14 protein-coding genes and 1 pseudogene are annotated in these 13,264 nt (G+C 70.9%); 7 read left to right on the top strand and 8 right to left on the bottom strand.

The window, feature by feature from the left end:
- Positions 1–715, top strand: a pseudogene (locus G3I40_RS45715) (PadR family transcriptional regulator); the annotation flags it as partial.
- A 342-nt stretch (positions 716–1,057) separates the two neighbouring features.
- On the opposite strand, the gene G3I40_RS45710 reads toward G3I40_RS45715, so the two are convergent.
- From G3I40_RS45710 to G3I40_RS45695, 4 genes are all read right to left on the bottom strand, one after another.
- Positions 1,058–1,615, bottom strand: a complete 558-nt coding sequence (locus G3I40_RS45710) for a Clp protease N-terminal domain-containing protein (protein WP_164560677.1) — start codon at positions 1,613–1,615, stop codon at positions 1,058–1,060.
- Positions 1,615–1,824 carry an HTH domain-containing protein gene (locus G3I40_RS45705; protein ID WP_164560675.1) on the bottom strand — a complete coding sequence of 70 codons (210 nt, stop codon included), beginning with the start codon at positions 1,822–1,824 and terminating at the stop codon, positions 1,615–1,617. The genes G3I40_RS45710 and G3I40_RS45705 overlap by 1 nt, the downstream gene beginning before the upstream one ends.
- Before the next feature lie 116 nt (positions 1,825–1,940).
- Positions 1,941–2,903: a zinc-binding dehydrogenase gene (locus tag G3I40_RS45700; RefSeq protein ID WP_164560674.1), complete on the bottom strand. Its 963-nt coding sequence runs from the start codon at positions 2,901–2,903 to the stop codon at positions 1,941–1,943.
- A 245-nt stretch (positions 2,904–3,148) separates the two neighbouring features.
- The gene (locus tag G3I40_RS45695; protein ID WP_164560673.1) at positions 3,149–4,363 is read right to left on the bottom strand and encodes an NADP-dependent malic enzyme; all 1,215 of its coding nucleotides are present in this window, start codon (positions 4,361–4,363) and stop codon (positions 3,149–3,151) included.
- Between the two features lie 564 nt (positions 4,364–4,927).
- Between G3I40_RS45695 and G3I40_RS45690 the strand changes: the two genes are divergently transcribed.
- The 3 genes from G3I40_RS45690 to G3I40_RS45680 are packed head-to-tail and all read left to right on the top strand — an operon-like array spanning position 4,928 to position 7,662.
- Complete coding sequence (locus G3I40_RS45690; RefSeq protein ID WP_164560672.1) at positions 4,928–5,902, top strand: ABC transporter substrate-binding protein; 975 nt, start codon at positions 4,928–4,930, stop codon at positions 5,900–5,902.
- A 42-nt stretch (positions 5,903–5,944) separates the two neighbouring features.
- Positions 5,945–6,880 carry an amino acid ABC transporter permease gene (locus tag G3I40_RS45685; RefSeq protein ID WP_164560671.1) on the top strand — a complete coding sequence of 312 codons (936 nt, stop codon included), beginning with the start codon at positions 5,945–5,947 and terminating at the stop codon, positions 6,878–6,880.
- Between the two features lie 29 nt (positions 6,881–6,909).
- On the top strand, positions 6,910–7,662 hold the full coding sequence (locus tag G3I40_RS45680; protein ID WP_164560676.1) for an amino acid ABC transporter ATP-binding protein: 753 nt from the start codon (positions 6,910–6,912) through the stop codon (positions 7,660–7,662).
- A gap of 194 nt (positions 7,663–7,856) precedes the next feature.
- On the opposite strand, the gene G3I40_RS45675 is transcribed toward G3I40_RS45680, so the two are convergent.
- A complete protein-coding gene (locus G3I40_RS45675) occupies positions 7,857–8,636 on the bottom strand; it encodes a class I SAM-dependent methyltransferase (RefSeq protein WP_164560670.1) in 780 nt (259 codons plus the stop codon).
- A 123-nt stretch (positions 8,637–8,759) separates the two neighbouring features.
- Between G3I40_RS45675 and G3I40_RS45670 the strand changes: the two genes are divergently transcribed.
- Positions 8,760–9,389, top strand: a complete 630-nt coding sequence (locus tag G3I40_RS45670; RefSeq protein WP_164560669.1) for a CGNR zinc finger domain-containing protein — start codon at positions 8,760–8,762, stop codon at positions 9,387–9,389.
- Here G3I40_RS45670 and sodX read toward each other — a convergent pair.
- Positions 9,293–9,727, bottom strand: coding sequence for a nickel-type superoxide dismutase maturation protease (gene sodX / locus G3I40_RS45665; protein WP_164560668.1), 435 nt, complete (start codon positions 9,725–9,727; stop codon positions 9,293–9,295). The genes G3I40_RS45670 and sodX overlap by 97 nt on opposite strands.
- Before the next feature lie 144 nt (positions 9,728–9,871).
- On the opposite strand from sodX, the gene sodN reads away from it, so the two are divergent.
- Together sodN and G3I40_RS45655 are read left to right on the top strand one after the other, a co-directional pair.
- The gene (sodN, locus tag G3I40_RS45660) at positions 9,872–10,267 is read left to right on the top strand and encodes a superoxide dismutase, Ni (RefSeq protein ID WP_164560667.1); all 396 of its coding nucleotides are present in this window, start codon (positions 9,872–9,874) and stop codon (positions 10,265–10,267) included.
- 244 nt (positions 10,268–10,511) lie between these two features.
- The gene (locus tag G3I40_RS45655) at positions 10,512–11,336 is read left to right on the top strand and encodes a hypothetical protein (RefSeq protein WP_164560666.1); all 825 of its coding nucleotides are present in this window, start codon (positions 10,512–10,514) and stop codon (positions 11,334–11,336) included.
- Positions 11,337–11,359: 23 nt separating this feature from the next.
- On the opposite strand, the gene G3I40_RS45650 is transcribed toward G3I40_RS45655, so the two are convergent.
- Both G3I40_RS45650 and G3I40_RS47845 read right to left on the bottom strand, forming a co-directional pair.
- Positions 11,360–12,280 (bottom strand): hypothetical protein, encoded by a 921-nt coding sequence (locus tag G3I40_RS45650; protein ID WP_164560665.1) that lies wholly within the window; start codon positions 12,278–12,280, stop codon positions 11,360–11,362.
- Positions 12,277–13,264 (bottom strand): DUF952 domain-containing protein (locus G3I40_RS47845; RefSeq protein WP_164560664.1); only part of this gene is annotated, 988 nt, incomplete at its 5' end. The genes G3I40_RS45650 and G3I40_RS47845, both read right to left, overlap by 4 nt.

The raw sequence follows: 13,264 nt of genomic DNA, 5'->3' as shown, positions 1-13,264 counted from the left end.
GGTGCGGGCGGCCGCGTCCGAGGCCCGGGGCGCCCGTACGGGCCCCGCCACCGGCACCGTGTTCGGCGACTTCAAGGACCCCACGGACAAGGAGTCCTGGCGGGCCGCCAAGGAGGAGATGCGCCGCGCCAAGCAGGAGTGGAAGGAGCAGGCGCGGCGCGCGAAGGACGAGAGCCGCCGGGCCCGCGAAGAGGCCCAGCGGGCGCGCCGCCAGGCCAAGGAGACGTCGGAGCAGGTCCGGGCACAGGCCCAGGAGGAGCTCCAGCGGATGGCCAGACACGTCCAGGACCAGGTGCAGGACCACTTCGCGCGGGGCGACTGGCCGACGGGCGTGCGCGAGGGCCTTGCGGAACTGGCCAAGGAATTCGGCGAGTTCGGCAAGTCCTTCGGCAAGGCGCCCGCCAGGGACACGAGCAAGGACACCGGGTCGGGCACGGGCACGGAGTCGGCCACCTCCGGCACGGCGCGTCCCGAACCCCAGTACCGCCCCGCCTCCGAGGCGGTCCCCACGGAGTACGTTCCGTCCTGGGCCACGGAGGACTCCACCGGCGACCCGGCCCGCGATCTGGACCGGCTCCTGGACCGGTTCCGGGACGACATCCGGGACGCGGCCCGCGACCACGGCGTCACCGAGGACCAACTCCGCACCGCCCGGCAGCACTTGTCGCAGTCGGCAGCACACATCGGGGCCGCGCTGCGAACACCGAAGGAGTGAGCGGTCCGGCCCCCGGGACCCGACACCCTGAGGCGCTTCCCGGAGCCCGAACGCCGAGGCGGTTCCCGGAGCCCGAGCCCCGAGGTGGGGGCCCGCGGGCGAGCCCCCGGAGCCGTGAGCCCCGGCCCGGCCGTGGGAACCGTTCAGCTCGCCGCCACTTCCAGCCCCTGGGGCCCGCCCCCGAGACAGCCTCCGACCTCTGACGCGACCCCCGGAGCCAGAGCCCCGAGGGGCCCCCAACCCCTGCGGCCGCCCCCTGCCCCGCCCTCCGAGGCAGGCCCCCGCGGCCGGGCCCGGGGCCGCAGCCCCGGTCCCGGTCCCGGTCCCGGTCCCGGGAACCGTTCAGCTCGCCGCCGCCTCCCCACCCCCGTACAGCACCCGCTCCACCGCCGGCACGCTCACCCCGCACCCGGCGAGGACCTCGGAGGCGACTCCGGGGCGGGACGCGAGCGCGAGGAGGAGGTGCTCGTCCCCGATCGAGCGGTCGCGATGCGCGAGGGCCACGCGCAGGGAGGACTCCAGGACCCCTTTGGCCTCGCGGGTGAACGAGCGGCGCCCGCCGAGCCTGCGCCCGCCGGTCAACGCGCCGATGCCATGGGCCTGTTCGACCCGGGCGACGATCTCGTCCACGTCGATGCCGAGCCCCGCGAGGGCCTCGGCGTCCGCCGCCGACAGGCCCGCCCGGCGGCGCGCGGCGACCAGGGCGTCCCGGATCGCCGCCCGCTTCCCCTCGGCGTCGACCCCGAGCGCACCGAGCACGAAGGAGCCCCGGGTGCCCCGGGCGTCGAGGACCGCGAGCAGCAGGTGCCCCTCGTCCACCGACGGAGCACGCTCGGTCTCCGCATAGGTGACGGCGCCCTTGACCACGTCCCGGGCACCCTTGGTGAACCGCTCGAACATCATCGCCTCCCGTACTTCTTGTGCACGGCCTGCCGACTGACTCCCAGCTCGGCCGCGATCTCCTGCCACGACCAGCCCTGATTGCGCGCGCTGCGCACCTGTACCGCTTCCAACTGCTCCAGCAGCCGCCGCAGCGCCGCGACCGCCCGCAGCCCGACGCGCGGGTCACGGGCGCCCGCCTGCTCGGCGAGATTCGTTGCCTCGGTCATGATGTCAATGTAAGTTGACAACCCCGTCACGTCAACCCCAGTTGACATGACGGGGACGAAAAAGGGGCGCCGTCACGGCGCCCCTTTCCCCGGCCCACGCTCGGACGGTCAGCCGTTCAGACGCTCAGTACGACCTTCCCGAACAGCTCCCCGCCGGCCATCTTCTGGAACCCCTCCCGCGCGCGGTCCAGCGGCAGCACCTCGTCGATGACGGGCCGCACCCCGGTCGCCGCGCAGAACGACAGCAGGTCCTCCAGCTCGTCCTTGGACCCCATGGTCGAGCCGACGACCTTCAGCTCCAGGAAGAAGATGCGGTTCAGCTCGGCGGCCGGCGGGTTGGGGCCGCTGGTCGCCCCCGAGATGACCACCGTGCCGCCCGGCTTCAGGGACTTGACGGAGTGCGACCAGGTGGCCGCGCCCACGGTCTCGATCACGGCGTCCACCCGCTGCGGCAGCCGCGCGCCCGACTCGACGGCCTCCACCGCGCCCAGCTCCAGGGCCCGCTTCCGCTTCGCCTCGTCCCGGCTCGTGGCGAAGACGCGCAGCCCGGCCGCCTTGCCGAGCACGATCGCGGCCGTGGCGACACCGCCGCCGGCTCCCTGCACGAGCACGGAGTCACCCGGCCGCACACCGGCGTTGGTGAAGAGCATCCGGTACGCGGTCAGCCACGCGGTGGGCAGGCACGCGGCCTCTTCGAAGGAGAGCTCCTTCGGCTTGGGCAGCACGTTCCACTCGGGCACGGTGACCTGCTCGGCGAACGTGCCCTGGTACTTCTCCGTGAGGATGGACCGGCCCTCGCGGGCCCCGACCCCGTGACCGGTCTGCCCGATGACGGAGTGCAGCACGACCTCGTTGCCGTCGCTGTCGATCCCCGCGGCGTCACAGCCCAGGATCATGGGCAGCGCCTCCTCGCCGAGCCCGACCCCGCGCAGGGACCACAGGTCGTGGTGGTTGAGGGAGGCGGCCTTGACGTTCACGGTGGTCCAGCCCGGCCGGTTCTCGGGGGCGGGCCGCTCCCCCAACTCCAGTCCGTTCAGCGGCTGATCACGGTCGATGCGGGCTGCGTAGGCGGCGAACATGACCTTGACGATAGGCCTCGCCCCGGGCCCCGGGAACCACCTCCGCCTGTGACACGCATCGCGGCCCCGCCCACCGCCCGACCCCCTCGCACCGGCCGAGCGCCACGCCCACCCCCCAGGACGCCGCGCCAGGCACCTCGTCCGCCCCTGACGCACCGGAGCCGGTCGAAAGCGCCGGGCCCCGATCCACAGGAGGCAACGGAAAAGGCCCCGCCGAAGCGGGGCCTTGACCGGAAAGAGGGCACTCAGCGTCGCGCGACGCCCTCGGCCCGCGCGGCGGCGGCGACCGCGGCCGTCACGGCGGGCGCGACGCGCTCGTCGAACGGCGACGGGATCACGTACGCGGCGGACAACTCGTCACCGACCACGGCGGCCAGCGCCTCCGCGGCAGCGATCTTCATCGTCTCGGTGATCCGCGAGGCCCGCACCTGCAGCGCCCCCGCGAAGATCCCGGGGAACGCCAGCACGTTGTTGATCTGGTTCGGGAAGTCCGAGCGCCCGGTCGCGACCACGGCCGCGTACTTGTGGGCGACGTCGGGGTGCACCTCGGGGTTCGGGTTCGCCATCGCGAAGACGAAGGCGCCCGGTGCCATCGAGGCGACCGCGGGCTCGGGGACCGTACCGCCGGAGACGCCGATGTAGACGTCCGCGCCGGCGAGGGCGTCCTCCAGTGAACCGGACAGGCCCGCCTTGTTGGTGATCTCCGCGAGCTCGCGCTTGACCGGCGTGAGGTCCTCGCGGTCCCGGCTGACGATGCCCTTGCGGTCGGTGACCGCGACGTCGCCGAGCCCCGCCTCCAGGAGGAACTTCGCGATCGCCACGCCCGCCGCACCGGCGCCGGAGATGACGCCGCGCAGCTCGCCGAGCGTGCGCCCGCTGAGCCGGGCCGCGTTCTTCAGCGCGGCCAGCGTCACCACGGCCGTGCCGTGCTGGTCGTCGTGGAAGACCGGGATGTCGAGCTTCTCCTGGAGCTTGCGCTCGATCTCGAAGCAGCGCGGCGCCGAGATGTCCTCCAGGTTGACGCCGCCGAAGGACGGGGCGAGGCGCACGACGGTGTCCACGATCTCGTCGACGTCGGTCGTGCCGAGCGCGATCGGCACGGCGTCCACGCCACCGAACTGCTTGAAGAGAATGGCCTTGCCCTCCATCACCGGGAGGGACGCCTCGGGACCGATGTCGCCGAGGCCGAGCACGGCCGTACCGTCCGTCACGACGGCCACGACACTCGACTTCCACGTGTAGTCGTGGACGAGTTCGGGCTGCTCCGCGATGGCGCTGCACACCTTGGCGACGCCCGGCGTGTACGCGAGGGACAGGTCGTCCTTGTCGCGGATCGGCACGGTGGCCTGCACGGCCATCTTGCCGCCACGGTGCAGCGCGAACGCCGGATCGAAGGGCTCGTCAGCGCCTTCATTGCCGGTACTGGTGTCGCTGCGAGGATTGACGATCTCCGCTGCCACTTGTCTTACCCCTTAAGTCTTAAACATCAGTTGAGGGTGTCCGCTCCTGGTTGAGGAGCGGGCGGGCACCACGTACGAACCGATCGGTCCCGTTTGTGAACCGCTGCACGGGTCCGTACGCGACGAGCGCGCCGCACGCGCGCCCTGAGCCCCGGATGAGGGGTGTAAAGAACCTTCTTACCTGACGGACCACACCCCGGACGAGCCCATACGTGATCGATCACGGTCCGGTGACATGACTCATAGCCGAATATCTGGACAAGTCATCAAGTCGCGCTCGAAGCGCGGTGGAAGTCCGCCCGTATGGTGAGACAGCGGACAGTTCGCCGGAGGATCTCCCGCCTGCGCGCCGCAGGTCCGCAGATGATGCGGCCCCATGCACCCTGATGTGCGGCCGTGTTGGGGGTCTTGGTCCACCTGTTATCCGATTTTGACATCGTCGACCCCCTGAAGCGGCCCGTCCGAATGGCAAGATGCCGTCATCACGCGAGGTCGCGACACCCGAAGGTGTGTGCCAAGGCGACCTTCACGGCAACTCCACCCATCCTGCCGGAGGACCTCACCATGACCGCAAGCACCACCCGTCGCACGACCGCGAAGTCCGCGAAGTCCCGGATAGCCGTGGTCGGTGCGATCGCGGTCGCCGGCACCCTGCTGCTCACCGGCTGCGGTGACCAGACGAAGTCCGACGACAACGAAGGCTCGGCCAAGGAGTCCTCCAAGGGCGCGCCGCTGGCGGACAAGCTGCCCCAGCAGATCCGCAGCAAGGGCGTCATCAACGTCGGTTCGGACATCGCGTACGCGCCCGTCGAGTACAAGGACGACTCGGGCAAGGCCGTCGGCATCGACCCCGACGTCGCCGCCGCGCTCGGCAAGCAGCTCGGCGTGACCTTCAACTTCCAGAACGGCAAGTTCGCCGACCTCGTGGGCGGTCTGGCCTCCAAGCGCTACGACATCGCCATGTCGGCCATGACGGACACCAAGGACCGTCAGAACGGCATCGACAGCGACACCGGCAAGAAGGTCGGCAAGGGTGTCGACTTCGTCGACTACTTCACCGCGGGTGTCTCGCTCTACACCCTCAAGGGCGACGACCAGGGCATCAAGACCTGGGACGACCTGTGCGGCAAGACGATCGCCGTGCAGACGGCGACCTTCTCCCAGGACCTCGCCAAGGACCAGGCGAAGAAGTGCAAGGCGGACGGCAAGAAGGCCCTGAAGGTCGAGGACTTCGCCACCAACCCCGAGGCCGAGACCCGGATGCGCTCCAAGGGCGCCGACGTCGTCTCCGCCGACTACCCGATCGCCGCGTACTCCGTGAAGAAGGCCGGTGGCGGCAAGGACTTCGAGATCGTCGGCGACCAGGTCGAGGCGGGCCCCTACGGCATCGCCGTCGCCAAGGACAACGCGCAGCTGCGGGACGCCCTGCAGGCCGCGATGACCGCGATCATCAAGAGCGGCGAGTACGAGAAGATCATCGCGAAGTGGGGCGTCGAGGACGGCGCCGTCACCGAAGCGAAGATCAACGGTGGTTCCTGACCCCTGTCCCGCAGTTCTGACGGGCTCCGAAAGGCACCACCCATGACTCCTCCCCTCAGCAAGGCGGACGAGCCCGCCGACGCCACGCCCCGCGGCACCGGACCGGAGGCCATCAAGGCCATCCCGGTCCGGCACCCCGGTCGCTACGTGTCCGCGGTCATCGCCGTCGCCCTGCTCGTGGCCATCGTCTACGCCTTCTCCCAGGGCAAGATCGAATGGGGCACGATCCCCGACTACTTCTTCGACGACCGCGTCATGACCGGCGTGGGCAAGACGCTCGAACTGACCGTGCTCTCCATGGTCATCGGAGTCGTCGGCGGCATCGTCCTCGCCGTGATGCGCATGTCGAAGAACCCCGTGACCAGCACGATCGCCTGGTTCTACATCTGGTTCTTCCGCGGCACCCCGGTCCTGGTCCAGCTGTTCATCTGGTTCAACCTGGGCCTGGTCTTCGAGTACATCAACCTCGGGCCGCTCTACAAGGACTACTGGTCCTCGTTCATGACGCCGCTGCTGACCGCGCTGCTCGGGCTCGGGCTCAACGAGGCGGCGTACATGGCGGAGATCTGCCGCTCCGGTCTGCTCGCCGTCGACGAGGGCCAGACCGAGGCCGCGCACGCGCTCGGCATGAGCCATTCCAAGACCCTGCGCCGCATCGTCATCCCGCAGGCGATGCGCGTCATCGTGCCGCCCACGGGCAACGAGGTCATCAACATGCTGAAGACGACCTCGCTCGTCTCGGCGGTGCAGTTCCTCGACCTCTTCAAGGTGGCGTCGGACATCGGCCAGTCCGCCGCGTCCACGGTGGAGATGTACTTCCTGGCCGCCGCCTGGTACTTGGTCCTCACCTCGATCTTCAGCGTCGGCCAGTACTACATCGAGCGGTACTACGCGCGCGGCACGTCCCGCGCGCTGCCCCCGACCCCGCTGCAGCGCCTGCGTACCGTCGTCGGCCGTCCGAACGGAGGCATGGCGTGAGCACGGACATCACCCGCACCACGGACGCCATGGTCAAGTCCGAGGGCGTGCACAAGTCCTTCGGCAGCGTCGAGGTCCTCAAGGGCATCGATCTGGAGGTCAAGCAGGGCGAGGTGTTCTGCCTCATCGGCCCCTCGGGCTCGGGCAAGTCGACGTTCCTGCGCTGCATCAACCACCTGGAGAAGATCAACTCCGGTCGGCTCCACGTCGACGGGGAACTGGTCGGCTACCGCCAGAAGGGCGACAAGCTCTACGAGCTCCGGGACAGCGAAGTCGCCCTGAAGCGCCGGGACATCGGCATGGTCTTCCAGCGCTTCAACCTCTTCCCGCACATGACGGCCCTGGAGAACGTCATGGAGGCGCCGGTCCAGGTCAAGGGCGTGTCCAAGGCGCAGGCCCGCGAGCGCGCCGGCCAGCTCCTGGAGCGCGTGGGCCTCGCCGACCGGGCGAAGAACTACCCCTCGCAGCTCTCCGGCGGCCAGCAGCAGCGCGTGGCGATCGCCCGCGCGCTGGCGATGGACCCGAAGCTGATGCTGTTCGACGAGCCGACGTCCGCGCTCGACCCGGAGCTGGTCGGTGACGTCCTCGACGTCATGCGCGACCTGGCCGAGTCCGGCATGACGATGGTCGTCGTCACGCACGAGATGGGCTTCGCGCGCGAGGTCGGCGACAGCCTCGTCTTCATGGACGAGGGCGTCGTGGTCGAGTCCGGCAACCCGCGCGACGTGCTGACCAACCCTCAGCAGGAGCGCACGCAGTCGTTCCTGTCGAAGGTGCTGTAGCCCTCCGGGACACACGGAAGGGGGCGTCCGGGAGAAAGATCCCGGACGCCCCCTTCTCGGCCTTCACCGGGGACATGCGGCGCGCGGCGCCCGCGTTGCGGAGGCGCGGGGAACCGCGCGGGAAGACCGGACGCACCTGCGTCCCTATCCGCGCCCGCGTCCGGCGAACACCCGCCGGAGGCAGCCCGGGCCCGTCACTTCAGCGCCAGCACCATCGCGTCCGACGGCGACCCCCACACGACCCGGGCCTCCCCGAACCCGGCCCCGCGGAGCGCCTCGGCGTGCCAGGTCGCCGAGGGCGTGTCCCCGTCGGCGTGCTCCCCGTAGATCGCGAAGCGCTCGGCCGTCGGCCCGGCGAGGACCGGGTCCTGCGCGGCCAGCGCCCACCACGCGGCCCAGTCCACCGCACCGCCGGTCTTCGCCGAGTCCATCCGGGCATGCCGCAGGGCCCGCTCCGCGGCGTTGATCCGCGGCGTCGTCTGGTCGATCATGTGGTCCGCGTTCATGAAGACGCCGCCGTCGCGGACGAGCCCGGCGAGTTGACCGTAGAGCGTCCCGAGGGGTGCGGAGTGCAGCCAGTGCAGGGCGGTGGCGGTGAGCACGGCGTCGTACGAGTCGTGCGGCAGCGTCCGCGTCCACTGCGGGTCCTTGAGGTCGGCCGTCACGAAGGCCACGCGCGCGTCCCCCTCGAACGTGCCGCGCGCGATGGCGAGCAGCGCCGGGTCCAGGTCGACGCCGACGCTGGTGGCGTCGGGGAAGCGGGCGAGCAGTCGCGCGGTGATGCTGCCGGTGCCGCAGGCGAGGTCGAGCACGCGGGGCGCGCGGCCGACGCACGCCTCGACCATGTCGAGCATGACGCGGAACCGCTCCTCGCGGTCGGGCATGTACCACTCCTGCTGGCGGTCCCAGCTGTCCTGCCAGGCGCGCCAGTCGGTGGCGTGGGTCCCGGCAGCGGTCTCGGAGTGTGCAGTCATGAAAGCCCTCCCGAAGGGCACCGCTCATAGCGATGCGTCCTACCCTTGCGTAATACCCTTAAAGCCATAGCGAGCATTACTCACGCTCGCCACGACGATAGACCGCCCCGGTAAGGACTACAAGTGGAACTGGCCTATTACTCGGACTACGCGGTGCGCCTCGTCAACAGCGAGGAGCCCGGCCGCGGCAAGGACAACCTGACGTCCGTCGACGCGGTGCGCGACCTGTTCGGCGCCAACCAGGAGTCGGCCCGTCGCGCCACGGACACCGACCTGACGCGTTTCCGGGGTGTCCGCGGCCGCCTGCGCTCGGTGTTCGAGGCGGCCGACGGCGGCGACGAGGAACTCGCGGTGAACCTGCTGAACTCACTGCTCCTGGAGTTCCCGGTGAGCCCGCAGATCTCCGGCCACAACCACCGCGACGACGACGGCCGCCCGCTGTGGCACATGCACCTGGCGGACCACCCGTCCAACGCGACGGCCGGATACGCGGCGATCGCCGCGATGGGGCTCGCCTTCCACCTCACCGAGTACGGCGTGGACCGGCTCGGCCTGTGCGAGGCGGCGCCGTGCCGCAACGCCTACCTGGACACGTCCACGAACCGCTCCCGGCGCTACTGCTCGGACCGCTGCGCGACCCGCGCCAACGTCGCCGCCTACCGCGCCCGCAAGCGGCTGGAGGCCGACCGGTCGGACAGCACCGGACGCACGGCCGACAGCGCCCAGCGGGCCAGGGCGAACGGCGAGCGCTGAGCGGACGGGCGCGGCCGGTAGCGCAACCGCACCTTCCCGAGCACGAGATCCTCGGGAACGGTGCCGTAGTCGGTGCTGTCCCCGCCCGCGAAGGCGTTGTCACCCAGCACCCACCAGCCGCCCTCCCTGCGCTCGGCCGCCCGCTTGACGACCAGCAGGTCCTGCTGGAACGGATGGCGCAGCACGACGACGTCGCCCGCCCGGACCCGCGCCCCGTACTGCACCACGAGCCGATCCCCGTGTTCGAGCGTGGGCACCATCGACGGCCCCGTCACCTCGGCCGCCCCGAATGGCAGTGCGGCCCTGGTGCGCTCGCTCTCCTGCGACAGTTCCGGCATCACCGGCACCTCCCCGGTCCCATCCTCCACCAGTCCCAGTCTGACCCTGGACTTTTGTCCTAAGCCCCCGGGGGCACCCGAGAAATCCACTTCGCTACGGAGTAATGTCCCACCTGAGAAGACGATCACGAGGAAGGACAGCGAATGCTCTCCCGCCTGTTTGCCCCCAAGGTGAAGGTCAGCGCCCACTGCGACCTGCCCTGCGGCGTGTACGACCCGGCCCAGGCCCGCATCGAGGCCGAGTCGGTCAAGGCCGTCCAGGAAAAGATGGCCGGCAATGACGACGCCCACTTCCAGGCGCGCGCCACGGTCATCAAGGAGCAGCGTGCCGAGCTCGCCAAGCACCACGTCTCGGTGCTGTGGAGCGACTACTTCAAGCCCCCGCACTTCGAGAAGTACCCGGAGCTGCACCAGCTGGTCAACGACACCCTGAAGGCCCTCTCTGCCGCCAAGGGTTCGACCGACCCGGCCACGGGCCAGAAGGCCCTGGACTACATCGCCCAGATCGACAAGATCTTCTGGGAGACCAAGAAGGCCTGATCCAGGGTCACTTGATCGCTCGATCGCTTGATCACTGGTTCGCGGAGACCCGCGGGCGGTGCACCCTCGCAGGTCAGCGAGCATCCGAAGGGGCTCGGCCGGAATCCGGCCGAGCCCCTTCGGCGCACGCGGCGTCCGTCCGCCGCCACGAGCCGCCGCCCGGACCGTCCCCTCGTTCGGGGCGACCGGAAGGCCGCACCCGGCCACCGACCGGCCGCCCGTTCCCGTCCGCCCAGGAGCCCCGATGTCCCGCCCCCGCGTCCTCTACGTCACCGACCTCGCCTACGAGGCCCGCGGCCGCCGCTACTGCGACGAGGACATCTTCCTCACCTCCCGGCTCCGCCCGGCGTTCGACCTCGCGCTGTGCCACCCCTTGGACGCGGTCGCGCTCATGGACGACTTCGACGTCGTCGCCGTGCGCAACAGCGGACCCGTGCTGGGCTACCAGGACGCGTACGAGGCCTTCCGCGCGCAGGCGTCGGCGCGGGGCACCACCGTCTACAACCCGCTGACCGGCCGCGCCGACATGGCGGGCAAGCAGTACCTGCGGGAACTGACCACCGCCGGGTACCCGGTGATCCCGACCGTCGACCGCGCCGCGGACCTCAAGGAACTCCCCGCCGCCGAGGCCTACGTGGCGAAGCCCAAGCTCGGCGCGGACTCCATGGGCCTGCGCGTCGTCCCGCCGGCCGAACTGCCCGCACTCCCTTACGGGGACGGGATCTTGGTCCAGCCGCGCATCGACTTCCAGTACGAGGTCTCCTTCTACTTCGTCGACGACACGCTCCTGTACGCCCTGTACGCACCGGACCCGGCGCGTCGCTGGGAGCTGCGCCCGTACGAACCCACCGCCGCCGACCGCGACTTCGCCCGTGGCTTCGTCGCGTGGAACGCACTCCCGTACGGCATCCAGCGCGTCGACGCCTGCCGCTCCCCCGAGGGCGACCTGCTGCTCGTGGAGCTGGAGGACCTCAACCCGTACCTCTCGCTCGACCTGCTGGACGAGGCGACGCGGGACGCGTTCGTGGCGGCGATGACGACATCGCTGCGCGCGGCCGCCACCCGCTAGCGGCCGCCGCCGAAGGGGCTCGCTCAGGACGGAGCGAGCACCGCCCTGGCGTTCGCGAGCAACCGGTCCCTGCCCTTCCGCGCACCCTCGAACTCTGCTTTGTGCAGGGCGAGTTCGCGCCGCTGCAGACGCTGCGCCACCGACCACCACACGCCTGCCGTGTTGAGGGAGCGCTTGCACTCGATGTCGGCGACGGCCGTGCCCACCTCGCGTGGCGTACGGGTGGTGTTGCCGTCCTGGCCGCGCTTCCACTCCTTCGCGCCGTAGGCCGCGGCGGGGTCGGTGTACCGCTTGAACCCCTTGTCCTCCACGCAGTCGGCCCAGCGCGCGAACGCGCGCCGCAGCCGCGGGTCATGCGGCGCCTGCTTGCGGACGGCCGACTCCCGGGTGGAGACGTACGCCCACATCTGCCTGCTGTTGCGCACCCCCCGCTCAAGGCGCCGGTAGGCCTCCCCGTAGCAGCCGCTGCGCTCGGTGTGCCGGTCGCCGTAGTAGACGGCGGACTCCTCGATGGTCATCTCCCGCCCCTTGGGGCCGGGCAGTGCGATCTTGCGCTGCGGGTCCCAGCCGTAGCCCCAGCGGCGCGCCGCCGCCAGGTCGTACGTGCCGACGGGCCCGGTCCCCGCGATCACGATCCCCCGCACTGTCGTGCTGCTGCCCGCGCCGGGGTACTTCGGGTCCAGCGGGAAGTCCGCGAAGCCGTGCCGGACCATGCAGCGCTGCGTGAGCAGACGCTGGGCCTCCTCCACCCGGTCGTAGGCCTTCCCGTCCGCGCCCTCGAACTCGTAGCTGTCCAGCGGGAGTTCGGGCATCTCGTCGTCCGTCCACACGACCGGCGTCCCGTCCGCCCAGGCCTTCTGGTGTCCTGCGAAGCCCCCGTCGCCCCCGGTGAACCCGATGAGCAGCGCCCCCGCGAGGACGCACACCACCCCCCGGCGTCTCACTCCCCGGCCTCCCAGGCACGCACCTCGGTCACCGCGGAGAGTGGCAACGGGCCGTAGATGTGCGGAAACTGCTCCCCTCCGGGCACACCGGGCTCCACGCGCACCGGCACGTCGAGCCGCTCGGGGTCGATGACCAGGACGACCAGCTCCCCGGGCGCCGGATCCGTCCCGTACAGCAACTCCGCGACGGCGCGCACCTGGTGCGGGTACGAGCAGTGGATGAACCCGACCTCCTGGAGACTCTTCCCGCGGGTCGACATCGTGTACGTCCCGGAGACCAGGGCGCTCTGCCACAGGGCGCGCTCGGTGAGGTGGAGCAGTTCGATCGACATGCGCCCAATGTATGAGGGGTCCTGTGTGTCTTCTGTGTCAGGGGGTGAGTCGCCTTTGTGGGGAGGTGAGTTCCCGCGCCAGGGGGGAGTTCCTGCGTCAGGGGGAGTTCCTGTGCCGGGAGGTGAGTTCCCGTGCCAGGGGGTGAGCCGGGCCGCGCGCACCCGCAGATAACGCTGTTCCGGCCGGCTGAGCGTGCCGGCCGCCGCCTCCTGGTAGGCGGCGCGGGCCGCGTCCCGGTCCCCGGCGAGCTCCAGCAGATGGGCGCGGACGGCGGCGAGCCGGTGGTGGCCGCCGAGCGCCCCGGTCAGCTTGTCGGTCTCGGCGAGCCCCGCGGCGGGGCCGTGCACCATGGCGACGGCGACGGCCCGGCCGAGCGCGGCCATCGGGTCCGCGGCCGGGGCGACCTCGACGAGCAGGTCGTACAGGGCGAGGATCTGCGGCCAGTCGGTGTCCTCCGCACGCGCGGCCTCGTCGTGCAACGCGGCGATGGCCGCCTGGAGTTGATAGGGGCCGACGGGCCCGTGGGACAGCGCCCGCTCCACGAGCGCGACCCCTTCGGCGATGGCGTCGTGGTCCCAGCGCGTACGGTCCTGTTCGTCGAGCCGGACCAGTTCACCGGCGGCGTCGGTGCGGGCGGCGCGGCGGGCATCG

Source organism: Streptomyces sp. SID14478, from assembly GCF_010548525.1.
In the GTDB taxonomy this organism is placed as follows: domain Bacteria; phylum Actinomycetota; class Actinomycetes; order Streptomycetales; family Streptomycetaceae; genus Streptomyces.
This window is presented reverse-complemented; position numbering and strand designations above follow the sequence as displayed.

Coding starts and splice junctions, on each gene's coding strand:
- G3I40_RS45690 (WP_164560672.1), top strand. CDS start 4,928: ATGACCGCAAGCACCACCCGTCGCACGACCGCGAAGTCCGCGAAGTCC.
- G3I40_RS45700 (WP_164560674.1), bottom strand. CDS start 2,903: ATGTTCGCCGCCTACGCAGCCCGCATCGACCGTGATCAGCCGCTGAAC.
- G3I40_RS45680 (WP_164560676.1), top strand. CDS start 6,910: ATGGTCAAGTCCGAGGGCGTGCACAAGTCCTTCGGCAGCGTCGAGGTC.
- G3I40_RS45675 (WP_164560670.1), bottom strand. CDS start 8,636: ATGACTGCACACTCCGAGACCGCTGCCGGGACCCACGCCACCGACTGG.
- G3I40_RS45705 (WP_164560675.1), bottom strand. CDS start 1,824: ATGACCGAGGCAACGAATCTCGCCGAGCAGGCGGGCGCCCGTGACCCG.
- G3I40_RS45685 (WP_164560671.1), top strand. CDS start 5,945: ATGACTCCTCCCCTCAGCAAGGCGGACGAGCCCGCCGACGCCACGCCC.
- G3I40_RS45655 (WP_164560666.1), top strand. CDS start 10,512: ATGTCCCGCCCCCGCGTCCTCTACGTCACCGACCTCGCCTACGAGGCC.
- sodX (WP_164560668.1), bottom strand. CDS start 9,727: ATGCCGGAACTGTCGCAGGAGAGCGAGCGCACCAGGGCCGCACTGCCA.
- G3I40_RS45710 (WP_164560677.1), bottom strand. CDS start 1,615: ATGTTCGAGCGGTTCACCAAGGGTGCCCGGGACGTGGTCAAGGGCGCC.
- sodN (WP_164560667.1), top strand. CDS start 9,872: ATGCTCTCCCGCCTGTTTGCCCCCAAGGTGAAGGTCAGCGCCCACTGC.